Here is a 23,666-nt window from a genome sequence, read left to right as displayed (position 1 = left end):
TCGTGATCCGGTCCCGCCCCGAACCGTCAGTTTTTCCAAACCCGGCCGGGGTTTACCGCTTGCACGCCACCGAGTTTTGCCGCCGGATGCCACCGGACTGTACCGCTTGCATGCCACGGGGTCCCGCCGCTTAGCCGGCCGGGCTCCACGCGGCGCCCTCAGCCTTTATCCCCGCATACGATGCGCACAATCCCGGGTGTCACCTCCGCCAGAGTGCTCCATTCGGGCCAGCGGAGCGCGGGGTTGGACCAAGCGAGAGCCGGAACCGGGTTTAAGGTGTGCCCCTTGACACTCACATCCTCGATATTGCCGTGGTCACTGGTCAGGAGCCAGGCCGCTTCCTCCCCTGCCACCACCGACATCAGCCCCCCAAGCAATCCGTCTATTTCCTCAACCGTCTCGATACTCTCTTGCCAGAACTGCTTGTGGCCGATTCTGTCCGTCCGAAAAAACTCGTAGAGGGTAAAATCATAGTCTAACATCAGTTTCCCCAAATTTTGCCCGGCACTATACGGGGAAATCAGGGGGACATCCAAACCACGCTCCCGCAACAAGGCATTCGTCATCTCCTGATAGACCGCCCTCCCGGCGTAGAGATCGGAAATCCTGCGCAACACGACCCCACCGGCCAAAGCGCACAAGGTAGATGCTGTCAGCCGTTTTTTCCCCGTCTGAACGAGTTTTTCAAACTCATCCGTAAAAGCGTTGGCGAACATGACCTTTTTCCCCCGCTCAGCCAGTTGGCGGAAAATACTGTTTCGCTCAATGATCCCGGTCAAAGCCTTATTCGGATAAGCATTCAAATGGCGACCCAGGGCTTGGGCCGCGTTGACTCCCGTCCAGAGGGTGGTCTGCCCGGTCGCGCTCTGCGGTAAACCCGAAACCCCCAAGCAAGCATCCAACGGAACCAGACCGACCGGCCCCTGCCGCAGGCGCCTTTCCCCCCAAAGTAAATGCCCCCCCAACAACTTATCCAGAACCGGAGTACGGGCGCTGTAAACCGGGTTCCCCTTCACCCCGCCCAGCCCGAATCCGTCGACAAAGATCATTAAAAAACGCATCGCCAGAGTCCCCCTACTATAGTCCCCCCAGAAAAAGCACCCGGATCATCCAGGTGCCAAAGAGCTTTTCACTCCGTTTTTTCATCCAAAAGTTGGAGCAGGGCTTCCTGCTCCTCTTGAAGCTTGACGAGATCGTCCGCAAAATTAAGTGCGGTCAGAATGGCCACCTGATGAAGGGACAAGCGCGGAGACCGGCGGGCAATCTGGTGCATCTTGTCGTCCACCGCGCGGGCCAATTCCAGAATATGCTCCTCAGTCCCCTCGCCGCGTATGACATGCTTCTCTCCAAAGATCTCGACCTCGATCTTCCGGATATCCGTCACCCTTCATTTCCTCCAAAATTGTACTGCTCTATTTATTCAGCTGAACGAGTTCACTCTTTTTGCCACGCTGTATCTTACTCTTTTCGCCATTCTGCGCCAAAATCCTGCTGGATTCCTTCGATAATGCGGGCATTCAAGGCATTTACTTCCTCGTCGATCAGAGTGCGTTCGGGCGAGAGATAGTGCAAGCTAAAAGCCAAACTGCGGTGGTCCTCCGGAATCGGCTGTCCCGTATAGACGTCGAAAATTTCCGCCTGCTGAAGGAGCTCGCCCCCGAGTTCCAGAATGCGCTCCCTGACCTCTGCGGCCGGAACTCCCCGGGGCACCACAACGGCCAGGTCCCGTTGGACACCGGGATAACGGGGAACGGAACGAGCCTTGAGCCATATCCCCGCCTGCCGAAAGAGCGGATCTACCTCCAATTCGAAAACAACCCCCCGGTCCGGCACCCATTCTTTGGCCGCAGCCGGATGAATTTCGCCGAGAACGCCCACTTTGGTCTCACCCAGATAGATGTCCGCCGAGCGTCCCGGGTGGAGCAAAGGTTCATCCCGGGCCGGGCGGAAAGCGAAAGTGAGCCTGAACTCCCGTGCCATTTCCTCCAGGATACCTTTCAGATAAAAGAAATCATGGGCATAAGGAGCAGTCAGCCAATGGCGCTTGCTCTTACCGGCCGCCAAGCCGGCCACCCGCAGGGATTCCCGGGGAAGGCGCCTGAGCGGACGATCCGGCTGCTCAGCCAGGTAAACATTGCCGATTTCAAAAACGCTCACATCCAAGTTATGCCGGGACACATTCCGCTGGGCGACTTCCAGCAGCCCGGGGATCAGAGTGGTGCGCATCACCCCCTGCTCTTCGCGCAAAGGATTCAGCAGTGCGACAGCATCTTTAGCACTTCCCCAGGCGGCGTCTGCCTCGGCCCGCACAAAGGAATACGTGGTCACCTCGTCCATTCCCGCCCCGGCCAGAACATGGCGCAGGCGCCGCCGAAATTCCTGTTCCTCAGTCCGCCTGCCCTGCGTCTGCCCGCCCCGGGGCTGGGTGGCAGGGATTCGGCTATAGCCTAATAAACGGGCTGCCTCTTCAATCAAATCTTCCTCGATTTCCAGATCCGGCCGATAAGACGGAATCTGCACCCGGAACTCCTCCCCTTCCGGCTCAAAGGAAAAACCCAAGCGATCCAAAACCAAACGCAGATCCCTTGCGCTCACATCGAATCCCAAAACCTCCGCCGTGCGCCGGGCAGTAAAAACAATCTGCCGCGGCGCCGGCAGCCGGCCCACCTCATCAACCAAACCCAGCGGGCGTCCCGCCCCTAAGCGGAGCAGCAACTCACTCACCCGTCCCAAGGCGGCCAGACAACCGTAGGGATTAACCCCTTTTTCAAAGCGGTTGGCGGCTTCCGACCTGAGCCCTAAGCGCCGGCCGGTGCGGCGGATGCTCACCGCTTCAAAGTGGGCCGATTCCACCAAGAGCTTCCGGGTCTTTTCTGTGACCTCACTCTCAAGTCCGCCCATGACACCCGCCAGCCCCAGAGCCTTGCGCTCATCGGCAATCAGGAGCATGTCGGGGTCCAAGGAGCGGTCCGCCTTGTCCAAAGTCACCAGCTTCTCGCCTGCCCGGGCCCGGCGCACATGCACTGCCCCCTCAATCGTTTCCCGATCGAACGCATGCAAGGGTTGACCCAATTCCAACATGACATAATTCGTAATATCTACGATATTGTTGATAGGACGTACTCCTGCCGCACTCAGACGCCGGCGCATCCAGTCCGGAGAAGGAGCAATCTTGACCTCGTCCACCAATAAGCCCGCATAACGCCTGCACAAATCCGGTTCATCAATCATGACCCGAATATCCCCGCTGAGCGGCAGCTGCGGCAATTGCGTCGTATCCGCCCATTTGGGCAGATGCGTCTTTTCCCCCGTGAGCGAGGAAACTTCCCGCGCCACGTTGACCATAGCGAGACAGTCGGGGCGATTCGGATAGAGCTCCAAATCAAGCACATAACGGTCAAGCCCCAGATAAGCCGCCAACTTCTCTCCCACCGGAGCTGCCTGAGGCAAAATCAGAATCCCCCCGGCACTTCGCCTTTCCCCCAGCGTAGTCTCCAGCAAAAGTTCCTCAGCCGAACAAAGCATCCCTTCGGAGAGCACTCCTTTTAATTTGGAGGCTTGAATCGTCAAACCATTGGGCAGTTGTGCCCCCGGCAAAGCCAGCGGCACTTTGTCCCCTTCCCGCAAATTCCGGGCACCCGTGACGACACTGAAACTCTTCTCTCCTGTGCCGACCCGGCAAACCCAGAGTTTCTCCGCGTTGGGGTGTTTGCCCTGTTCTTGGATGACCCCGATCACAACTTGAGTCAAACCGGCGTTAAGATCATCAACACTTCCCACTTCAATTCCGCCGTTGGTCAGGGTAGCGGCCAAAGCAGCGGCATCCTGCCGCACCTCCACCAATTCCCTCAGCCATTCTAAACTAACTTTCATGCTCCGCCCTCCTCAGAGACGTCCGCCGCTTCCTGCCTTCAAAACTGCCGCAAAAAGCGCAAGTCGTTATCAAACATCAAGCGCATATCTTCAATCCCGTATTTAAGCATCGCCACCCGTTCCGCTCCCATGCCGAAGGCAAAACCGGTCACTTCCCGCGGGTCATATCCCCCCATGGCCAAAACTTTGGGGTGAACCATGCCCGAACCCAGAATCTCAAGCCAACCGGTTCCCTTGCACACTCGACAGCCCGTTCCCCCACAGAGCATGCAGGAAACATCGACCTCCGCGCTCGGCTCGGTGAAGGGAAAGAAACTGGGCCGCAAGCGGATCTCCCTCTCCGCTCCGAACATTTGGCGGGAAAAGTTGAGGAGCACACCCAATAGATCCGACATCCGGATACCCCGGTCGACAAACAGCCCCTCCACTTGATGAAACATGGGAGAGTGGGTGGCATCGTCATCTCTGCGATATACCTTACCCGGCGCGATAATTTTTACCGGCAGCCTGGGGCGCTGCCTTTCCATGGTCCGGATCTGCACCGGTGACGTCTGAGTCCGCAGGAGAATCTCCTCGCTGATGTAAAAGGAATCCTGCATCTCCCGGGCCGGATGCTCCTTGGGCAGGTTTAAAGCCTCAAAGTTATAGTAATCCGTTTCAATTTCCGGTCCCTCCGCGATTTCAAAACCCATGCCCAGAAAGATGTCCTCGATCTCCTCGATGACCTGACTGAGGGGGTGGAGATGCCCCTTGGGAAAACGCAGGCCGGGCAGAGTTACATCGATCCGTTCCCCTTCCAAGCGTTCCTTCAAAAGCTGTTCTTCCAGCATCCGCTCGCGTTCGTTCCAGGCCTGTTCCAGCTTATTTCTCGCCTCGTTGACAATCTGCCCCATCAGCGGGCGCTCTGCCGGGGGCAGGCTCCCCATCCGCCGCAGCAAGGCCGTGAGTGTCCCTTTTTTACCCAGAACCTTGACCTTAAGGTTCCGGATTTCTTCCGGGCTGTCGGTGTTTGCCAGCAACGCCAGAGTCTCCGCCTCAAGCCGGCGCACTTCTTCTTGCAACAGAACCATCCTTTCTTTTGCCTCCCCGGATCCCCGCTCTCCGGATCCGCTCTCCTCAAAGAAAAAACCCTCATCCCACCAAGGGACGAGAGTTCGCTCCCGCGTTACCACCCAAATTCGGCCAAAGGCCGCACTCTGTTCCGCTAACGGTGGAAAACCGGGCTGCCTGCTTTCTCGATCAGCCGCTCCCAGGCGAAACTCAACCCCGTTTTTTCGGGGAGAACATCTTCCTTGGCTTGGCTCCCAGTCCGCGGCCAAGCCTCCCTGCAAGGGAACCGTTCTTTTAACCCGATCATCGCATTCTCTTTGATAGTTGCACTTCTTAATTGTCCGCATAGCGACGGTAAAGTAAATAGACTTTGGGAGAACCGGTTGCCTCGAAAATCTTCCAAAACCACTCTGCAGGTGACATAACAGTGCCCACCTTTCCGGCTTCGATTTCCTGAACCTGTTCACAGAAAATTATAGCATAAATCTCCCGTGACTTACAAGAAATCCCGCCGTCAGAGTTGATAAAACGCACTCAAAAAGCGTACTTCCTCTGCCGAACGATCTCGAAAAGCATGATTCCCGCCGCTATGGCCACGTTTAGGGACTCCACTCCCCCGGCCATGGGGATGGCCACCCGTGCATAGGCTTGCTCCTTAAAAGCCGGGGCGGGACCCGCACCCTCATTACCCACAACTAAGGCCGAGGGCCAAGGCATCTTCGTCTCAGAGTAAAGGGAACGTCCTTTGACATCCGCTACCAGCACCGGCAGGGACTCTTCCCGGCAAAAGCCCAAAACTTCCCCCGCCTCCAAGCCCTGGAGAAAAACGGCGGAAAAAAGGGCACCCATCGTGCCGCGCACAACCTTCGGATTATAAATGTCCACGGTCCCCCGAGTAAGGCAAAAGCGGGATACGCCGGCTGCCAGAGCCGTCCGGATAATCGTCCCCAGGTTTCCCGGGTCCTGGATTCCATCCACGACCAAAAGCAAACCTCCGGGCGCGAGCCGCAGATCCTCCGGGGAAAATTGTCCTTGTTCAACCAGGAGCAAGACTCCCTGGGGCTCCTCCGCCGTACTCATTTTGCGCAAAACCCGGGCTTCAACCTCTTCCAGCGGCACACCGCGGCGGCGAAAATCCTCCAAGAGGACCCCGTCACGGGCGTGTACCTGTCCGGGGCAGTAAATGACTTGTTTAATCCGGGCACCGCGTGTCAAGGCCTCCCCGGCGGAGCGCCAGCCCTCCGCTACAAACTCCCGGGCTTCGTCCCGCCGTTTTTTCTGCCGCAGCGCCACGACATGTTTGACCAGCGGATTTTGCATGGAAGTAATCATCAGGTCAACTCACTTCCGGGGAATTCCTAAAGGGTGCAACCGCACCCTTTAGGCGTTAATCTGCGCTTTCGCCAGATTAACCAACTCGGTGAAAGCCCCCGCATCGTGCACGGCCAAATCGGCCAGCACCTTGCGGTTCACAGATACTCCGGCTTTCTTCAGCCCATTCATCATTCTGCTGTAGGAGAGCCCGTTCATCCGGGCGGCCGCATTGATCCGAGTGATCCAAAGTTTACGGAAATCCCCTTTTTTGTCACGGCGGTGTATATAGGCATACATCAAAGACTTGAGCACTTGTTCATTGGCTGGGCGGAAAAGCTTGCTCTTCGCCCCTCTATAACCTTTGGCTAATTTCAATACTTTTTTATGATGTTGATGCTTCGTTACCCCTTTTTTTACGCGGGCCATCGCGAAGACCTCCTTAATTTCAAGTGAGTCCTGTCCTTCCTGTTAACCCGACCTAAACCGGCTCATTTCGGCGCCGGCTGCCCCAAGGCCTTTCCTGCCCGGTGCCTGGCAGCCGCAGAATCCTTCCAAATTCGGGAGTTTTCCGTTCCGATTTCCGGCCTCCACTATTACATGTAAGCAATTAGCCGCTCGACCCGCTTGGCATCTGTCTTATGCATGACCGCGGACTTACGCAGATTGCGCTTGCGTTTGGGCGACTTTTTCTCGAGAATGTGACTTGTAAAGGCATGATTACGCACAATCTTGCCGGTTCCGGTCTTCTTAAAACGTTTGGCCGCACCGCGGCGAGTCTTCATCTTCGGCATTTGGGTCTTCCCCTTTCCTTTATCCTAAGCTTTACGAATTATTTATGTCTCCAAAACCCCAGCCTCTTCGATATCGGGCAACGAACTCCTGCCCTCACACTCCGATATCACGGCAGCCGGCGAACTTACCCAGCCTGGTGCAAGTCCTTTTCGGTCAACGAGGCTGCCGGGTCGGCTGGACTTGCGGCGCCTGCCGGGTCGGCTGGGCTTGCGGCGCCTGCTGGGTCGGCTGGACTTGCGACACCTGCTGGACTTGCGGTTTGACCGCGGCCAGAATCATTACCATGTTCCGACCCTCCAGCTTCGGGTCACGCTCTATGACAGCCTCCGTTTTCAGGAACTCCGCCAGGCGCAAGCACAAAATCCGGCCTTGTTCGGGATGCGTGATCTCCCGTCCCCGGAACATGATCGTCACTTTGACCTTGTCGCCTTCTCCCAAGAAGCGCTGGGCGTTGCGCGCCTTCGTCTCGAAGTCATGATCCTCAATATTCGGGCGCAGCTTGACCTCTTTGATTTCCATCGTCTTGTGCTTCTTGCGGGTTTCCTTGTCGCGTTTGGCTTGCTCATATTTGTATTTGCCATAATCCATGAGTTTACAGACAGGCGGCTTCGCCGTAGGCGCGATCTCCACCAAGTCCACCGACTTCTCCATAGCCAGATGCAGAGCATCACGTACCTGCATGATCCCGAGTTGTTCCCCGCCTTCACCGACTAAACGCACTTCCCGGGCCCGGATTTCCTCGTTAATCCGTAAATCCTTGCTAATAACGAATCACCCCCAAATTTAATATTGCCACAGAAATGAAGCAATCCCCCCAGAACAAACAAAAATAAAAGACGGGCTGATGACCACCCGTCTTCCTTACCAAATCAGAGCAACCGCAGGCACAATGACCTTGCTCAGACCAGAAGATACCTCATCGACTTAAGCCATGAGGTGAGAAGCGGATGGCTTCTTCTTACCATCAGTATCTTAGCCCAAAATCCAGCTCCTGTCAATCTTTTTCTGGTTAGACGTCAGTCGGCCCCAAACTCACGCATCTCTCCATACCCGAAGATCCGATCTGACAAATACAAAGATAAGATATTCAATCCCCGTGCAACTGGGGAACGACACTCTTCTTGCTGCGGATCTCCTCCTGAATCAAGCTGACGAATTCCTCCAGACCCATCTTGGAGCCCGCATTGTCCTGACCATAACGCCGCACCGCCACGGCAGCGGATTCGGCCTCCCGATCGCCGACAACCAGGGTAAACGGTATCTTTTCCCTCTGCGCTTCCCGGATCTTGTAGTTGATCTTCTCGCGGCGGTCATCCGCCTCCGACCGGATATCCTGCTCCCTCAGGCGCGCCACGACGGATTGGGCATACTTCTCGTGCCGCTCGCTGATGGGAAGCACCCGCACTTGCACCGGCGCCAGCCAAGTCGGAAAAGCGCCGGCATATTGTTCCAGCAAGAGCGCGATAAAGCGCTCGATACTCCCGTAGACCACCCGGTGAATCATAACCGGACGATGCTTTTGTCCGTCTTCCCCGACATAGGTCAGATCAAACTTCTCGGGCATTTGGAAGTCAAGCTGGATCGTGCCGCACTGCCAAGTCCGGTCCAAACAATCCCGCAGGTGAAAGTCGATCTTCGGCCCGTAGAAAGCTCCGTCACCCGGATTTACCTTATAGTCCATCCCCTTTGCTTGGAGGGCCTCCTCCAGAGCCCCGGTCGCCATCTCCCAGGCTTCGTCCGAGCCCATCGAATCCTCAGGCCTGGTCGAAAGTTCCACATGATATTCGAAACCGAAAATGCGATAGAAATAATCCACCAAATCAATCACCCCAATGATCTCGTCCTTGATCTGGCTGGGAAGCATATAAATGTGAGCGTCATCCTGGGTAAAGTTCCTGACCCGGAGCAGCCCGTGCAAGGCCCCGGAGAGCTCATGCCGGTGAACCAGGCCCAGTTCCCCCAAACGCAGGGGCAAATCCCGGTAGCTGCGCAGCTTGGATTTGTAGACGATCATCCCGCCCGGGCAGTTCATGGGTTTCACCGCATAATCTTCATCATCAATCTTCGTGAAATACATGTTTTCTTTGTAGTGATCCCAATGACCGGACTGTTCCCACAGGCCGCGATTCAGTATGATTGGAGTCTTAATCTCCTGGTAGCCCCTTCTCTGATGTTCAAGCCGCCAAAAGTCCTCCAAGATGTTGCGCACGATCATCCCTTTAGGATGGAAAAAGGGAAAACCGGGCCCTTCATCGTGCAGACTGAAAAGATCCAGTTCCTGGCCAAGTTTGCGGTGATCTCGGCGTTTGGCCTCTTCCAGTTTAAACAAGTAATCGTCCAGGTCCGCCTGTTTCTCAAAAGCGGTGCCGTAAATGCGCTGCAGCATTTTGTTTTTCTCACTCCCGCGCCAGTAAGCGCCGGCAAGATTGAGGAGCTTAAAAGCTTTGATCTTCCCCGTTGAGGGGACATGCGGCCCCGCACAAAGATCGGTAAAGTTGCCCTGAGTGTACATGGAAATAGGAACCCCATCCGGCAAATCTTCAATCAGCTCAACCTTGTAGTTCTCTCCCCGCCCGTTGAAAAAAGCCAGGGCTTCGCCGCGCTCCACCTCACGCCTTTCATAAGGAAAATTCTCTTTGGCCAAATGGGTCATCTCTGCTTCCAGCCGCCTGAGATCCTCCGGGGTGAAAACATGCTCGGAATCAAAATCGTAATAAAAGCCATTGGCTATGGCCGGACCGATACCCAAACGTGTCCCCGGAAAGAGGTTTTGCACCGCCTGAGCTAAGAGGTGGGAAGCCGAGTGGCGCAAGACCTTTAGTCCCTCTTCCCCGTCCGCCGTCAGAATTTCCACTTCCGCATCCGACTGCAAAGCATACGTGAGATCCCGGGTTTCACCATCCACCTTAGCGGCCACGGCCGCTTTCGCCAATCCCCGCGAAATCGAAGCCGCCAGGGAGGCCAACGTTGCTCCCGGCTCAACCGAACGAACTGAGCCGTCTTTCAAAGTTACCTGAAGCATTGCCTTTCACTCCTGTCCTTGTTCTGATTTTTCTGCCTCGCACGAACGACTTAGCAGCCGATATGCCTGTTTCTCACCCGAACCTATCCCCTCATGCCACATCCGCACCCGCTCCAGAAGCGCCTGCGCGCTGCTCCGGAACATACAAAAAGCTCCCGCCCCGCTGGGGACGAGAGCACTGCTCCCGTGGTTCCACCCACATTCCAACCTCCGCCCAAACCAAACGGCACGCTCCAAAAACAAAAACAGGAGCGGATGCCGGAATGGCAAGCACGCCGCACTTAACACCGTCAAAATCAGCGCAGGTCTTTCTCAACACCCTTAACGCGGGCGGACGTCCAAGCTTACTCTCTTTTCAGCCCGGCACTCCGGGGTGGTCTTCGCCATCCTCTCTGTCAGAAATGCTTCCAGCCCACGGCATTCCTTCTCTGGTACGGAATCAGAGGGTTACTTTCCCCATCACTGTTTTGAGCGGTATAACAAAATCACCAAGCACGTTTTTTACATTTGCATTTTCATTTAATTATACAGTTTCCTGTCCAGCTGTCAACCCGGAGATTTTACTAGATTTACTAGACTTGCTAGACTTGCTAGACTTGCTGAGTTTGTTGGGTTGTTGGGTTGGCTGGGTTTGCCGAGCTTGTTGGGTTGCTGGGTTTGCCGAGTTTGTTGGGTTGCTGGGTTTGCCGAGTTTGTTGGGTTTACCAAGTTTGCCTAATCCCCGGCACCCCACGGCGGGAACCGCCTCACGAATCTGCCAAGATGCCGCAGAGAGTGCAACCGGGACAGTCCTGCACTTTGTCCTCGAACACGTCGCGAATCGTGTGCAAGGTATCCCGGTAACCGGGAAAACGAATGTGCAAGACTACCTGCCGGGGCGCAGCGGAGATCAAGGCACTGATGAGCAAGTCTTCGTAGCTCAATTCCTGCCCGCTTTCATCGGCAGAAAACCCATCCAGGTAAAGCCCCGTCACCTTTTCCCCCTGATCATTGAACAGGTGGAATTTGCCGGAGGCACTGATCCCGACATGGAGCGTGTCAACCCGCGGAGATTGGGAGTCCAGGAAGTATTTAAGCAGCTTGACGAATTCGTAATATTCCCTCTCCAAGATATATTCGTCCACCGTCTGAGCCACTGTCCTGTCCACTTCGGTCTTGTATTCTTGGGCCCGGAACCTGAGAAATCCCTCCACGTCAAAGGTCGGGGTTTTTTCCAGAACCGCCAGGATCTGCGCCACCAGCTTGGTTTTCCTTTGCGTTTTATACCCGGGATAGCTTTTGCCTTCGTTCAGGCTCCGAAGCGTTCGCGGCAGAACATGGGAACACTCCGCTTTTTTCAAGCGGTACTTTTTCCCAAGCAAGGTGAGAACGTATTTCTCCTCCCAGTGTTCCAAGATAGTCTCCGCCAGAGCATTCGCCAAATAATACCCTTGTATCTTCCGGACCATCGTCTGTTTTTCTTCTGCCTCTCCCGACGGCAGTTGAAAACTGCATCGGATTAACCAACGCTCCCCGAAACGGGTTTCACTGATTTCAAACGGCAGTTGCTCGCGCTTGCGCAGTTCGAGCAAATGTTCATAGATGTTATCCTTATAATGCTGCGTTCCCAACTGAACTGAATATTCCACCGGCATACCCCCATAATAGAGTATATGACAGACCCTTCCTACTATTGCCAGTGGAACTTTCCCTTATTCCTCGCCCGAAGGCAAACTTTATTGCGTTAAGTTGTAACACTTTTTTCTTTCCGGCGTATCTTATTTTCAGAATCGCCCAGTGAAGTTAACCAAGGCTAACCCAGTAAACTACAATACAAGGAGGCTCACCCCTCACCATCCTTATTCTCCCCGGCTCCGCCCTCCGCCATAAAGTCGTAAAAAGCTTGCTGCCAGTTCGCATCACTGTTCATGAATTCAACCAGAATTTTTATGGCATTAATCGTGGCGGTTGACAGGTAATGCTCCATCGCTTCGGCTTCGGCAGCAAAGTTGCACTTGCTACATATGAGGGCGAGAAACTCCTGCAACAGTTGATTCCTCGTCACCAAATAAGAGCCGAGCTCTTTGCCTCTGTCGGTAAGTTTTATCTCGCCGTAGCGTTCGTATTTTATGTAGTTCTCATTCCGAAGTTTATAAAGGGCCTTCGTTACAGACGGCAAAGCGACTTTGAGCCTGTTACTGATATCCGTTACCCGGACGGCATCCCGGGACAAAGAAAACCGGTATATCTCTTCTAAATAGTCCTCCAAACTGGGTGTCAACATTTCAGCACCCCTTCTTTAAACACGTCCAAAACACGGCGTCTGTTATGACACATTGCGTTTGCTGGGAAAGTGATATCAGCCTGAGCAGTGATTACATCAAGTCACTCTATCATATTCCACTATGTCTCATTCGTGACCTGTCACCGAAGTGAGGAATCTTCCGCCGGACCCGGTGAAGTTACGCTGTCCCAGAAGGTCGCGCCTGGCCGCCGCCAGAAATCCCGGGGGGAAACCTGCTTATGAGAAAACATCAAGAAAGACCGGAACGAGAAAGTACCAGAAACAGAGAACACCCGAACTAGAAAATACCCAACAAAAACCCCCCCAGACAAAAGATACCGAAGAGGAAGAACGTCTGAAGCGATCTCGTTCAGCTAAAGCTGAACATCACGATAGTGTCCCGTGGAGTCTATCGCCGAAAGCGCTTAATCTTTAACGCACTATCGCGCTGAAGGGTGAACTCTACCCGCACTGAAACAGAGTACAGGGAACCCATCCCACTTGCAGAAGTGGGAGTCTCACGAGTAGATAAAGAGGTTCAGAGGAGGAGAAGAAAGATGAGCGATGGACTCAATTTGCCCCGGAGTCTCACCCACAAGGCAGCTATTCCCTTAAAACTAAATAATACGAACAAAACGGTGGAAGCTTGCCGCGCGGCAATCACGGGCCAACGAAAAGGAATTCTCGCTTTGCTCCCATTTTTGGGCCCCGCGTTCATCGCCTCCATCGCCTATATCGATCCGGGAAACTTCGCCACCAACGTTCAAAGCGGGTCCGAGTTCGGGTATAGAATGTTGTGGGTCGTAGTGCTCGCCAATTTAATGGCAATGCTTTTACAGAACATGTCGGCTAAGTTGGGCATAGCAACCGGTCAAAACCTGCCGGAGCTTTGCCGGATACACTTCAAAAGATGGCTGTCTTTCACGATGTGGGGAGTCTCGGAAGTGGCGGCCATGGCTACGGATCTGGCGGAATTCCTGGGGGCAACGTTGGGGATGAATTTACTGTTCGGCATTCCTATGCTTTATGCCGCCATCGTAACCGGTTTGATCACATATCTTATTCTCATGCTGGATCGTTACGGATTCCGGCCCCTGGAAAAGTTTATCGCCGCTTTTGCCGTGCTTATTGGGGCCTGTTATCTCATTGAAACGTTTCTTTCCCATCCGAACTTTGCTCAGGTTGCCTACCACAGTGTAGTACCCTGGCTGGGCAACGGGAACAGTGTCATGCTGGCCGTCGGTGTGATCGGGGCCACCGTGATGCCCCACGCGATCTATTTGCATTCAGGTCTGACCCAAAACAGAGTCGTCCCCCGTGACGACGGGGAAAAAGTGAAACTCCAAAGGTTCAACACCAAAGAGGTTCTGATCGCCCTCGGTTTTGCCGGCTTGATCAATATTGCCATGATGTACATGGCAGCGGCGGCTTTTCATTCTACCGGGAACAACAGTGTCGCCGATATTCAATCCGCCTACAAGACCCTTACCCCCATCCTCGGACCGGCATCTGCGGGCGTGTTCCTGATTTCGCTCCTGTTTTCCGGCATTTCCAGTTCCGTCGTCGGCACAATGGCCGGCCAAGTGATCATGCAGGGATTTGTCGGCTTCCGCATTCCGGTCTGGGTGCGCCGGGTTATCACCATGCTGCCCACAATCGTCATCGTGGCCTTAGGCGTTGATCCCACCCAGACCCTGGTTATCAGTCAAGTCATCTTAAGCGTTGTCCTGCCGATCCCAATCATCGCCCTGATTTACTTCACAAAGCGGAAAGACCTCATGGGTGTCTTGGTCAATCAAAGGTGGATCACCGTCTTGTCTATAGCCTGCGCCTTTGTCATTACCTTCCTGAACCTTCTTCTCATCTATCAGACGCTCGGCGGACATATCCCGTTGCTTGGCTAGCTCATCCCCGGAATCGAATTCCGAGGTTTTCCCGCTCACATTCTATAACTGTGATATAATAGAGGTGTGTATTCGCAGACAGAATATCCTTGTACTTTAGTCTGGGGGGTGAGCCAGATGTTTTATCCGCCGTTGTTTGAAAACGACGTTCCCGCCTTCCTTCCGCGCTGAGCGAAGGAAATCAATACGGGGTTCCCTTCGCCGGTGGACATATCAGTCCAAAATGTGACGGAGGGATCGAAATGAAATCAACCTATTTGGGCGGACTATATATGGCCCTTGCCGCAAGCATCTGGGGCGTTATGTATGTGGTCAGTAAGATTCTGCTGCAAAACATCGCACCGTTGGCGCTGGTGTGGATTCGCTATATAGTGGCCTTGCTCACCTTAGCCATTACTATCGCTGCCACTGGGCAATCTTGGCGGATTTACCGCCGGCATTTACCGCTGGTCGCTGCGATTGGAATCGTTGGCTATGCGCTCTCTATTTGGCTGCAGTTCCTCGGAACCAAACTTTCGACCGCACAGACGGGCGCAATGATTACATCGGCCGCGCCGGCCTTTATGGTTGTGTTTAGCCGCTTCATCCTGGACGAAAAAATCACCGTACGCAAAGGAGTTTCTGTCGGGCTGGCGACCGCCGGTGTGCTGATGATTGTTGGAAATGCCGGGTTCGGCCATCCTGATCGGCTCGGAAGCATAGTCTTATTCATTGCGGCCTTGGCATGGGCTCTGATGTCTGTCTTGGTAAAACTTGTGCCTACGGACTACTCCCAACTGACTGTAACCTTTTACGCTATACTGGTTGCGACCCTGGGCCTCACGCCGGCCGCTCTGGAACAGCTGCCGCATTCGTTATCCGCTATATGGCTGCGGCCAAGTATTTGGAGCGGGATTCTCTACTTAGGAGTCATTTCTACGGCGGGAGCATTCTTTCTCTGGAACAAAGGCCTGCAGTTGGTGGACGCGTCATCAGGGGGACTGTATTTCTTTTTTCAGCCGCTTGTAGGGACCTTTCTGGGCTGGCTGATTCTGGGCGAGACCGTCGGGTTTTCATTTTGGGTCGGTGCTCTGCTGATCCTGACCGGTATTGCACTCGTCGTCAAGGAATCGTGAACCCCGTTTTTACCATTCCAAGTCCACGGGGTCTTGCTCAGTGGATTTCCACGCCTCCATAGGCATTCAGCCTTTGGAGGCGTTTGCGGTCAGTGACCTGCCCCAACGGACCCTGAGCATGAAGAGAGACAGTTCGCCTTTTGCCGGATATGCGAACCGTCTCAAACTGAAGAGAACCACACGGGTTCCTCGCGATCAGATTCCTCAGCCAAAGCTGGAAGTCCCGCAAGAACCTCCTACACTCCCGCCGGAACTCGAGCGGCTCCTTGAACCGCCAATGTTTACAGCCGTAAAACGTTGCTCGACTTCAGAGCTGCCGCACTGCGGGCATACTTGCTTGTCCTTCTGGCTTATACTGCAGAACACAGAAAACCTGTGTTCACAATCTTTACAGACTAAATCATAAGTCGGCATTCCTTCTCACCTTCCTCTTCAGAAAAATTCTCTCCTTTGCCGTCCAACCTCAACCCTGAGCTTCCTTCCGGAGCATGAAAACAAGAGCAACGCAATTGACCATTATTGGTCATCTTCTATTATAATGAATTTAGGTTCTTACTAAAAGAGTCTGTTACAAAAAACCGAAACAATTAAACGTCAGTTCAGAGCGCTTTTCCCAAATATCTCAGCCGGTCTGCCTACCTTTTCCAGTTTTCCTCTCTCCATAATCCCGATTCGGTCAGCCAGTAAAGCCGCCTCCTTGTAATCATGCGTAACATGCAAAGTCAGCATTCCCAATCTCTGGTGCCAATCTCTCAATTGCGGCAGTATATTTTCCTTCGTTTGCGGGTCTAGTGCGCTTAAGGGCTCATCCAGAAGGAGAATTCGCGGTTCAGTCACGAGGGCGCGGGCCAAGGCCACCCGCTGTTTTTCCCCACCACTCAAAGTCGCCGGGTATTGCTTCAACAGGTGCGCAATGTCGAATAGTTGCAGCATTTTCTCCAGTTTCTCCTCCAGCGTCCGTTTCGCCAACTTTCTCTGCTTGAGCCCGAAGAGAATATTTCCTTTGACAGTCAAATGGGGAAACAAGGCATAATCTTGGTAGACAAAGCCAATCCGTCTGGCTTCAGGAGCTAAAAAGCTGATCTCGAGTCCATCATGAACAATCTTTCCTTGATCCGGAACATACATCCCGGCTAAGGTTTCCAAGAGGACGGTCTTGCCACTTCCCGTCGCACCCAGAATGACAAAATACTCCCCCATCCCAATCTCCAAGCAGATGTCTTGCAAGGCAAAGGGACCCAGTTTTTTGCTTAAGCCTAAGATCTTTAGCAAAGTACCCCTCTCCAGTCGTCACGTGCTCTCCCAGTTCTTTGGCCATTCTAAGCCACATACTCACTTTCATCCTTAGCCCAAAAAGGCCCCATTCTTTCCCTCTCCTCTTAAACTCCAAATCCTGCACTTTCCTCTCGCTCTCAGAATTCAATGTCCGGCCCCTACCCAGTAGATAGGAGCCGGATTCTCAGTGTCACTTTCTCACTATGGGACTATGCTAATTTGGCCGTTGCCGCCTCCGGCCGCGTCTGGCCGTGTCGCTTGCTCACTACGGGACTATTTTAATCCTTCCCAGACCGAAGACGAATTCTTAGTCAGAATGCAGACCTTAGTCTGAATACGGACAAAAACGCTTTAACCCCAGAAACTCCGCGGCTCCCGCAATCGTGTTCCCGAAAAAGACCACAGGCTTGTCCAGGTTCAGCCAATCGCCAATCGTATTGTTAACCAGTGTGCTGCCGGTGACAAAAAGAAGATCCGCCCACTGGGCCACATCCTGAGCCGCAACCATGCCGTCCTCAATCAGAGTCCCTTCTTTTTTCTGTCCGATGTTTTCCGGATCCAGATCCAGCACCCGCAGGGGAAACGCCGGTGCGCAGGCGGCTAGAAGCGCGGGTTGCAGGCCAACCATGCCTAGCTTGGGCTTTCCGTAGTGTTCTTGTATATATGCGACGATTTTCTGGCCGCACAACTTAGGGCCTTCGTTCCGGCAATGCCTGGTGTTGCCCACTTTCTCCGTATGACGGGCCAGGGCGTTTAGCGCAGAGACAAAGAGAGCGCGTTCGTGGTTATCAGCCAAAGGAAGTGCCAGGATTTCCGTCAAACTTCCTTGAAATGTACCGGGCCAATTCGTGAATGCCTGTCCTCTGCTCCCCCCGAGATCGGCTTCAACCATTTTTTCCTTCCCTTTTAAGAGAGGAAAGTCTTGGCGTTCCGGCTGTCCAATGGCTTGCTCGGGCGTGAGAATAGCAGTTGTAATCACGACTTGGGTTGAGAGAAGATCATGTTCTTGAGCCAGCTCTCTCATTTTGTGCCGCAGGGTATCATAAACGGTTGTATCGTACATGTTTACCTCCTAAAGATTTCATCAGTAAATGAGAAAGAATTCCTTATTCCCCTTCTTCGATAGAAGGATCTTTTCTTCCCCCAGTAAAACCTTCTTCCGGCTCATTAAAGACTCCCGGCTGTCACTGCGCACCAAGTTAAGCCACAGGCCGCAAAAACCTCTCTGGCTTCCCCGCTTTGTAAAAACCGCCAAAAATGTTCACCGCCGACGGTATTTTTGCCCCTATTGAGCAGGGCAATATCGAAATAGACTTTGTGGTAACTCGATTGCGGTAAATCAGCCGCCACCGGCACGTCCGGATAAGCGGCCGCACAACTGCCAAAAGCTATTCCGGCCTGGGCTCGGTTTTCTTCCACGTAGGCGGGAACATGCCCGTTGATTTCATCGTACATAATTTTCCCGGCAATTTTCTCCCACAAGCCGAGATTCTGCAGGCTTTCGACTGTATAGTCTCCCAGAGGAGCCATTCCCGGTTTTCCTATCGCCACTGTTTTTACTTCCGGTGCGGTAAGCCACTCTAATCCCACTCGGCCCCCGCCGGGAAGTTCCCGGTTCAGAAGCAGCACTAAGTGGTCCCGCAGGAGCTGCCGCCGGGAAACGGCGTCCAGGAACCCGCTGCTTTCCAGATTATCCAAGTGTCCGCCCGCTTCCGGTAAAATGATTACATCGTGTCCGGATCCTTCCTGAATCCAATGGCATAATTCCCCCGCACCGGCAAAGGTGCATTGGAGATGATGCTGAGGATAGAGTTTTTGATACACTTTCTCTAACGCGGACAGGGGGTGCCGTAAACCCGCGCCTGCCGCTGCCCGGATTTCCGTGGTTTCACTTGCCTCTCTCGTTTTAACCAAATGACTTCACCTCTGTCTTCTTTAGATTCCCCCCGTTCACTGGGGATTTCCGCTCAGAATCTCGTTCACTTGCTGATCCGACAGCCGGTACTTGAAGAAATGCGCGTAGAAATTCTTCACCGTCTGATCCAAATTCACATTCTTGAAGCGTTGAGGGTAAAAAGTCTTGGCGGCCCAGAGCACGGTCAGCGGCTGTTCAATCGTTCTGTTGGCCCATATGCTCGATCCCATGGGGGCAGCAAAGACTTTCTTATTGATGATCGCTTTAATCCGGCTGAAGCGCGGATCATGGTAGACCTCCTTGACCTCGGTCGGATCCGTGACGATGAGGATATCCGGATTCCACTTGAGGACCTGTTCCATGGAAAAGGAGATGCTCTCCGCTTTGCGGCCGTTATTCGTCACGCTGATACCTCCGGCCGCCGGAATCCACCATTCGGCAATCAGCTGAGGCTCCGTCAAAGTCTTCACATCACAGTATAAGACTTTGGGCCTTTGGGCCTGAGGAATCTGACTGACAACACCTTTCACCTGATTCAGTGTCTGGTCAAAATACTTGATGTAATCCTCCGCCACAGCCTCCTTGTTGAAGACTTGCCCCACAATTTTCATGACCTTTTTTACATCTTCCGGTTGGGTCCAGGAAAGATAAACGGCTGGAATCCCACTTTTCCGAATCGTCTCGGCACTCCTTTGATCCATGGTGAAGACTACATCAGGATTGACCTTAAGCAGTTCCTCCAGGTTGGGATCGTTGTTGGCCCCTTGCACAGACGGTTCAGTCGCGATTCCGGGTGCAAAAACGGTTTGGTATTTCCAACGTTTCGATTTAGCAAACAGGGGCAACCCGTTCACGATTTTTTTTTGCTCCCCGAAGGCAAAGATAAAGCCATTGAGCACAGGGACCGGACCCACCGTTGCCACACGGTTGATTTTCAACGGCAGGGTCACCTTTTGCCCCGCCATGTCGATGATTGTGTGCATTGCGGAAGGTGAAACTTTCGGTCGGGTCGGGGTACAGCCCGACAGTAAAGTCGCAAGCAAAAACACGTTCATTAAGAGGGCAAGTCCACCGCGGTTTTTAAAGTTCGTCATGCCTGATCTCCTTTCGGATAGGTTACTTCGCCGGACACTCAAAGGTGGTCTCCCTCCCCATTCCCCCAACATACTGCCGCAGAAGCGGGGTCTTATCCACTAGGTATAAATCTTGACCGATAGGCTGGATCCGGGCTCCCGGGAGCTTAGGGGCAGGATCGCGGGTAATGCCGGCCCCCAGGAGCTGGTTGCCGCCGCCCGCCAAGAACCAGAGAGGAATGTCGTCGTGGTCATTGCCGGCCGCCAAACCCAACTCCACCCCGGGGAGAATCAAGCGGGCCACGGCCAGCGTGCGTGCCAACTCCCAGGGTGAACAACGCGGGAATCCACTGAATTTCGTTCCCGGATAGGGGTAGAAACGGGAAAAGCGAACATGGTAAAGGTGTCTGAACTGCTTGAGATAGAACAGGTGGCTGATCCGGTCTGCATAGCTCTCTCCCAAGCCGATTAAGATCATACTTCGCACCGACATGCCTTCTTCTTCACAGACCTCCATCAGCCGCCGGCGGGCGCTCAGACTGTCCCCAGGCTTGGCCTCGTGAAAGAGAGAATCGTTGCAAACCTCAAGTGAACTGGTTACGCTCGTCACCCCAAGGGCTTTGAGAGCCCTTATGGTCTCGCGCCTAAAGGAAGGTCCTAAATTGATTTCCAGATCAATGGCGGAGACTCGGCGGATTGCTTGAACCAGTTCAAGCATCTCCCGGTCATAGCCCCGGAGGTCCGTACCCCCACTCAGATGAACCTGGCGGAAGCCCGAACTTTCCAGCGCTTGAATAGAGGAAACGATCTGTTCCGTCGGCATGAATTCGTCGGTGAAATAACTGCAATAACCGCAGCGCGGTGCGACCCGGCAAGGAAAAATCCGGGAAATACCGGCCGACCACCACAATGTCATCCCCAAATGTTCATCCCTCATTTTCCCTGCCGCCCTGAAAAGTTCAAGAGCATTTCCCGGTTCAGCCGACAACTCCAGTAGCTCTGCCGCGACTTCTGGATTGATCCCCGTCAAGCCCTGGTTCAAAAGTTCCTTAAACGTTCCTTCTACCGGCATAAAACTACGCCCCTCTCCTTTTACGACTTTACTTCGGTATCCTGCGCTCAATCTCACCCGCTCCTTTTCCATCACACTCTCTCAGAACATGACATCACACATTCACTCCGGCCTCCGGCCCCTGGCCTCTGACTTCCGGCCTCTGTTCCCTCGGCAGGCACACTTTGATTTCTCTTTGACCGAAACTGCTGAGGATGCCGGTGTTGAGGATCCGAACGTCAACGCCGTAAAGTTCCGCCAACGCTTCTTCAGTGATGGTGCGGTTGGGGTCACCCATACCGTACACGACTCCCCCTTTAAGAAGGATGACCTTATGAGCATAGAGAAAAGCCTGGTCCGGAAAATGCGTCGCCATGATAATCGTCAAGCCCCGGTCTGCTAAATGACGGACATGGCTTAATACTTTGAGCTGGTTGCCGAAATCCAAGGCAGAAGTCGGCTCATCCATGACCAGAATCCTGGGTTCCTGAGCCAAGGCCCTGGCGATCAGGACCAATTGTTTTTCTCCCCCACTGATCTCGGTGTATACTCTGTCTTCCAGGTAAGATATCTTGAGAGTAACCATGGCCCGGCGCGCGATTTCCACATCTCTGGCTGCGGGGGAGGAAAAACTTCCGAGGTGAGCCGTTCGTCCCATCGTGACAACATCCAAAACCTTGAAGGGAAAAGGAGGGTTATGGGCCTGGGGAATATAGGCCATGATCCGGGCCATACGCTGCCTCGACCAATATTTCATGCTCTGGCCCTCAATACACAGGTCGCCACCCAGAGAATCAATGAGACCGAGGATGGTTTTGAACAGCGTTGTTTTTCCTGTACCATTGGGACCCAATACGCAAAGAACCTCGCCCATACCCACACTTAACGAGACGTCGCGCAGAATGGCCCGGCCTCCATAGCCACAGCAAAGGTTTTTCAGTTCCAGTTCCAAAACCCACACCTTCCTACTCCACAGGAGACACAAGTTTGCCTCGAACCAGAGACGATTGACGGGACCGTTCACTTTCCCAACCAAGGTCTTGCCGTTCCTCCCATCTTTGTCTCATCCGGCCCGGGACCCAAGCCGAAGTTCATGTTTCTCCCTTAAGCTTCCGGAGCAACGACTTTAACCATCAGGCAGCCGTGGTCAAAAAGTTCCGGTCCTCCCCCGCCCTCCTGAACAAACTGCCAGGCTTTCTCCGGCTCTGTCACGACCGTCCCCGCCAAAACGCTTATCCCGTGGCGGAAAAGCCGATTTGTCAAAGGAGTGCTGGGTCCGACCAAGATCACTTGAGCCTGATGAGCGAGTTCGAGCAGGCGCGGCAACGTTTTATTCACTAAGGTCGTCGCTGTGATAAAGACATAGTCTTGCCTCGGTAAAATATATTCACAAGCCGGATCAGGAAAATCTCCTTCCAGAGGGCGGCGTTCCAAAATCGAGAGCGTGCAAACGTCCGACAGAACCCCAAGATCGGGAAAATGCCCGATGACCGCCACTTTACGACCCCGTACCCGCTCCCGGTAAACCGCAAAGGCACTGGCCTGTTCCTGAGCGGAAGCGGCAGCAGGCGCACCGGCGAGCTCTCGTGCTCTCTCCTGCGTGTTCAACGCGGAATTAAGCGCCGCTAAACCCACAGTGGCCTCGTTGTAATGCCAAGACTTGATATACTCCGCCAATTCGCGCACCTTGAGCCCGCGCAATTGGCCCGCTCCTTTTACGCTGAGCCGCCCTTCCCGCGGTGTCATAGCAATACCGGCAGTTTTGGAACGAACAAGGGTCCAGTGCTGCCCGGCCAGACAGTCCGTCACCCGGAGATCCGGGGGGATTTCAGCCAAGAGTTCATCATAAAGTGCCCACATCATCATTTCCCCTTTCCATCCCCTCGAATATTTCCTCATCCTCAAGCCCCAGATATTCCTCTTCGTCTATGGAGCGGCGGGCCGTAAGCGTCAAAGTCCGGTTACCCTTGCGCCAAACGGATCCTCCCGGGGGCTCCTGCAAATAATATGAGAAACGGGGGGGATTAGAGAGCCTGGCTCCGGTCAAACCCTGCAGCGTATCCGCCAAACAGGCTGAACCCTGAACCATCAGCGAAATATCATCCGAGCGCAGATGCCCAAAGGTTTGTTGGGCCACTAAGGCGCTGCGGACTGCCAAATAGAGATCCGGACAGATTTCCCGGTGATGGTTCAAGGCTTGCTGCCAGAGAAAATCCCGCGCCAATTCCCGGTTATTGGCCATAATTCCCGAGGTGCGGGCTGAAAAAACGATATCCCGCTCAAAATAGGGTTTGATATCAAGGACAGGTGTACCATCAACAGCGTCTAAATCCAGAACTTCAAGGCTGTTACGGTGAACCCCGACCAGCCGCACCAGGGTCAGAGCGATGGGATTGGGACGGGCCGGAGCCCTCAGGCCGAAGACGCCGTAGCTTCCCAACGCCGGATTCACTTTACCGGGTACGGTTTGTAAGACATTCCGGGGCGCTTGATCAAACCAGGTCAAAAGCCAGAGATGAGAGTTTTCACCAATCCTGTGCAAAGCGGCAGCGTAGACCGGAAAAACTTCGACGGTGGCTGCCACACCCGGCAAAGGCATCTGTTCACGATCTGTAACCTGGCTTCTAACTTTACCGATGGGCTTCAGACAAATATCGCGGATCAACGCCTTCCCGCCCCCTGTTTCGGCCTGTTCGTTTGCCCCCATAGGTTTTCCCTCCTCAAATCTATTCAACTCCTCCGCCCTGTTCAGCGCCTTCAACTCATTCAACTCATTTCAATCAATCCTTTTGGTCCTTTAAATCTTTCCGGCTTTCCAAACCTTTCCCGGTGGGTTTAAGCGCCGGAGGGTGAGATCTCCTATCTCACCGTTCTCTGCATTCACTCGATGCGATCCCATCGAACCCCGGCTAACTCTCCATAACAGTGACCTCCGCCGCTCTCCCTCCCGTCCCTTCGTCCCGTTTGCCCGCGCAAGTCCCCGTCCTGCCTCTGTCACGCATACTCTGAAGAATCCTCA

At 54.0% G+C, this 23,666-nt stretch carries 22 protein-coding genes; 2 read left to right on the top strand and 20 right to left on the bottom strand.

Annotated features, from left to right (window positions below):
• Nucleotides 1-158 precede the first annotated feature (158 nt).
• From MNU25_RS02940 to MNU25_RS02890, 11 genes are all read right to left on the bottom strand, one after another.
• The gene (locus tag MNU25_RS02940; RefSeq protein WP_240983709.1) at nucleotides 159-1,061 is read right to left on the bottom strand and encodes an alkaline phosphatase family protein; all 903 of its coding nucleotides are present in this window, start codon (nucleotides 1,059-1,061) and stop codon (nucleotides 159-161) included.
• 68 nt (nucleotides 1,062-1,129) lie between these two features.
• A complete protein-coding gene (locus tag MNU25_RS02935) occupies nucleotides 1,130-1,384 on the bottom strand; it encodes a cell division protein ZapA (protein WP_240983708.1) in 255 nt (84 codons plus the stop codon).
• A gap of 74 nt (nucleotides 1,385-1,458) precedes the next feature.
• Entirely contained in the window at nucleotides 1,459-3,873 is a 2,415-nt protein-coding gene (gene pheT, locus MNU25_RS02930; RefSeq protein WP_240983707.1) for a phenylalanine--tRNA ligase subunit beta, read from the bottom strand.
• Nucleotides 3,874-3,911: 38 nt separating this feature from the next.
• Entirely contained in the window at nucleotides 3,912-4,934 is a 1,023-nt protein-coding gene (gene pheS, locus MNU25_RS02925; protein WP_240986702.1) for a phenylalanine--tRNA ligase subunit alpha, read from the bottom strand.
• A gap of 523 nt (nucleotides 4,935-5,457) precedes the next feature.
• A complete protein-coding gene (locus MNU25_RS02920; protein ID WP_240983706.1) occupies nucleotides 5,458-6,255 on the bottom strand; it encodes a TrmH family RNA methyltransferase in 798 nt (265 codons plus the stop codon).
• 48 nt (nucleotides 6,256-6,303) lie between these two features.
• A complete protein-coding gene (gene rplT, locus MNU25_RS02915) occupies nucleotides 6,304-6,663 on the bottom strand; it encodes a 50S ribosomal protein L20 (RefSeq protein WP_240983705.1) in 360 nt (119 codons plus the stop codon).
• A 167-nt stretch (nucleotides 6,664-6,830) separates the two neighbouring features.
• Nucleotides 6,831-7,028 (bottom strand): 50S ribosomal protein L35, encoded by a 198-nt coding sequence (rpmI, locus tag MNU25_RS02910; protein WP_240983704.1) that lies wholly within the window; start codon nucleotides 7,026-7,028, stop codon nucleotides 6,831-6,833.
• Nucleotides 7,029-7,182: 154 nt separating this feature from the next.
• Complete coding sequence (gene infC, locus MNU25_RS02905; protein ID WP_240986701.1) at nucleotides 7,183-7,794, bottom strand: translation initiation factor IF-3; 612 nt, start codon at nucleotides 7,792-7,794, stop codon at nucleotides 7,183-7,185.
• Between the two features lie 322 nt (nucleotides 7,795-8,116).
• Nucleotides 8,117-10,051, bottom strand: coding sequence for a threonine--tRNA ligase (thrS, locus tag MNU25_RS02900; RefSeq protein ID WP_240983703.1), 1,935 nt, complete (start codon nucleotides 10,049-10,051; stop codon nucleotides 8,117-8,119).
• A 746-nt stretch (nucleotides 10,052-10,797) separates the two neighbouring features.
• A complete protein-coding gene (ytxC, locus tag MNU25_RS02895; RefSeq protein WP_240983702.1) occupies nucleotides 10,798-11,679 on the bottom strand; it encodes a putative sporulation protein YtxC in 882 nt (293 codons plus the stop codon).
• Nucleotides 11,680-11,873: 194 nt separating this feature from the next.
• The gene (locus tag MNU25_RS02890; protein WP_240983701.1) at nucleotides 11,874-12,314 is read right to left on the bottom strand and encodes a metal-dependent transcriptional regulator; all 441 of its coding nucleotides are present in this window, start codon (nucleotides 12,312-12,314) and stop codon (nucleotides 11,874-11,876) included.
• Nucleotides 12,315-12,871: 557 nt separating this feature from the next.
• Between MNU25_RS02890 and MNU25_RS02885 the strand changes: the two genes are divergently transcribed.
• Together MNU25_RS02885 and MNU25_RS02880 are read left to right on the top strand one after the other, a co-directional pair.
• Complete coding sequence (locus MNU25_RS02885; RefSeq protein WP_240983700.1) at nucleotides 12,872-14,218, top strand: Nramp family divalent metal transporter; 1,347 nt, start codon at nucleotides 12,872-12,874, stop codon at nucleotides 14,216-14,218.
• 242 nt (nucleotides 14,219-14,460) lie between these two features.
• On the top strand, nucleotides 14,461-15,333 hold the full coding sequence (locus MNU25_RS02880) for a DMT family transporter (protein ID WP_240983699.1): 873 nt from the start codon (nucleotides 14,461-14,463) through the stop codon (nucleotides 15,331-15,333).
• Nucleotides 15,334-15,537: 204 nt separating this feature from the next.
• Here the strand turns inward: MNU25_RS02880 and MNU25_RS02875 are convergent, their stop codons facing one another.
• The 9 genes from MNU25_RS02875 to tsaA form a co-directional block, all read right to left on the bottom strand.
• A complete protein-coding gene (locus MNU25_RS02875) occupies nucleotides 15,538-15,747 on the bottom strand; it encodes an FmdB family zinc ribbon protein (RefSeq protein WP_240983698.1) in 210 nt (69 codons plus the stop codon).
• Nucleotides 15,748-15,927: 180 nt separating this feature from the next.
• Entirely contained in the window at nucleotides 15,928-16,605 is a 678-nt protein-coding gene (locus tag MNU25_RS02870) for an ATP-binding cassette domain-containing protein (RefSeq protein WP_240983697.1), read from the bottom strand.
• Nucleotides 16,606-16,933: 328 nt separating this feature from the next.
• A complete protein-coding gene (locus MNU25_RS02865; RefSeq protein WP_240983696.1) occupies nucleotides 16,934-17,671 on the bottom strand; it encodes a Rossmann-like domain-containing protein in 738 nt (245 codons plus the stop codon).
• A gap of 104 nt (nucleotides 17,672-17,775) precedes the next feature.
• Nucleotides 17,776-18,522, bottom strand: coding sequence for a molybdate ABC transporter substrate-binding protein (modA, locus tag MNU25_RS02860; protein ID WP_240983695.1), 747 nt, complete (start codon nucleotides 18,520-18,522; stop codon nucleotides 17,776-17,778).
• Nucleotides 18,523-18,558: 36 nt separating this feature from the next.
• Nucleotides 18,559-19,617 carry an ABC transporter substrate-binding protein gene (locus MNU25_RS02855; RefSeq protein WP_240983694.1) on the bottom strand — a complete coding sequence of 353 codons (1,059 nt, stop codon included), beginning with the start codon at nucleotides 19,615-19,617 and terminating at the stop codon, nucleotides 18,559-18,561.
• A gap of 22 nt (nucleotides 19,618-19,639) precedes the next feature.
• Nucleotides 19,640-20,668: a radical SAM protein gene (locus tag MNU25_RS02850; RefSeq protein ID WP_240983693.1), complete on the bottom strand. Its 1,029-nt coding sequence runs from the start codon at nucleotides 20,666-20,668 to the stop codon at nucleotides 19,640-19,642.
• Between the two features lie 94 nt (nucleotides 20,669-20,762).
• Nucleotides 20,763-21,608 (bottom strand): ABC transporter ATP-binding protein, encoded by an 846-nt coding sequence (locus tag MNU25_RS02845; RefSeq protein ID WP_306425062.1) that lies wholly within the window; start codon nucleotides 21,606-21,608, stop codon nucleotides 20,763-20,765.
• A 143-nt stretch (nucleotides 21,609-21,751) separates the two neighbouring features.
• Nucleotides 21,752-22,513, bottom strand: a complete 762-nt coding sequence (locus tag MNU25_RS02840) for a DUF364 domain-containing protein (protein ID WP_240983692.1) — start codon at nucleotides 22,511-22,513, stop codon at nucleotides 21,752-21,754.
• Nucleotides 22,491-23,354: a tRNA (N6-threonylcarbamoyladenosine(37)-N6)-methyltransferase TrmO gene (tsaA, locus tag MNU25_RS02835; protein WP_240983691.1), complete on the bottom strand. Its 864-nt coding sequence runs from the start codon at nucleotides 23,352-23,354 to the stop codon at nucleotides 22,491-22,493. Before tsaA ends, MNU25_RS02840 begins: the two co-directional genes overlap by 23 nt.
• Nucleotides 23,355-23,666: the final 312 nt, after the last annotated feature.

Source organism: Acididesulfobacillus acetoxydans, assembly GCF_902729405.1.
Taxonomy (GTDB): Bacteria; Bacillota; Desulfitobacteriia; order Desulfitobacteriales; family Desulfitobacteriaceae; genus Acididesulfobacillus; species Acididesulfobacillus acetoxydans.
The sequence above is the reverse complement of the archived record's forward strand: the minus strand, read 5'-3'. Positions and strand labels throughout refer to the sequence as shown.

Excerpts from the sequence above, each read along its gene's own strand:
- MNU25_RS02840 (WP_240983692.1), bottom strand. The coding sequence starts at position 22,513 with ATGATGATGTGGGCACTTTATGATGAACTCTTGGCTGAAATCCCCCCG.
- rplT (WP_240983705.1), bottom strand. The coding sequence starts at position 6,663 with ATGGCCCGCGTAAAAAAAGGGGTAACGAAGCATCAACATCATAAAAAA.
- MNU25_RS02920 (WP_240983706.1), bottom strand. The coding sequence starts at position 6,255 with ATGATTACTTCCATGCAAAATCCGCTGGTCAAACATGTCGTGGCGCTG.
- thrS (WP_240983703.1), bottom strand. The coding sequence starts at position 10,051 with ATGCTTCAGGTAACTTTGAAAGACGGCTCAGTTCGTTCGGTTGAGCCG.
- rpmI (WP_240983704.1), bottom strand. The coding sequence starts at position 7,028 with ATGCCGAAGATGAAGACTCGCCGCGGTGCGGCCAAACGTTTTAAGAAG.
- MNU25_RS02890 (WP_240983701.1), bottom strand. The coding sequence starts at position 12,314 with ATGTTGACACCCAGTTTGGAGGACTATTTAGAAGAGATATACCGGTTT.
- MNU25_RS02885 (WP_240983700.1), top strand. The coding sequence starts at position 12,872 with ATGAGCGATGGACTCAATTTGCCCCGGAGTCTCACCCACAAGGCAGCT.
- tsaA (WP_240983691.1), bottom strand. The coding sequence starts at position 23,354 with ATGGGGGCAAACGAACAGGCCGAAACAGGGGGCGGGAAGGCGTTGATC.
- MNU25_RS02940 (WP_240983709.1), bottom strand. The coding sequence starts at position 1,061 with ATGCGTTTTTTAATGATCTTTGTCGACGGATTCGGGCTGGGCGGGGTG.
- MNU25_RS02875 (WP_240983698.1), bottom strand. The coding sequence starts at position 15,747 with ATGCCGACTTATGATTTAGTCTGTAAAGATTGTGAACACAGGTTTTCT.
- MNU25_RS02880 (WP_240983699.1), top strand. The coding sequence starts at position 14,461 with ATGAAATCAACCTATTTGGGCGGACTATATATGGCCCTTGCCGCAAGC.
- MNU25_RS02855 (WP_240983694.1), bottom strand. The coding sequence starts at position 19,617 with ATGACGAACTTTAAAAACCGCGGTGGACTTGCCCTCTTAATGAACGTG.
- MNU25_RS02850 (WP_240983693.1), bottom strand. The coding sequence starts at position 20,668 with ATGCCGGTAGAAGGAACGTTTAAGGAACTTTTGAACCAGGGCTTGACG.
- MNU25_RS02865 (WP_240983696.1), bottom strand. The coding sequence starts at position 17,671 with ATGTACGATACAACCGTTTATGATACCCTGCGGCACAAAATGAGAGAG.
- pheT (WP_240983707.1), bottom strand. The coding sequence starts at position 3,873 with ATGAAAGTTAGTTTAGAATGGCTGAGGGAATTGGTGGAGGTGCGGCAG.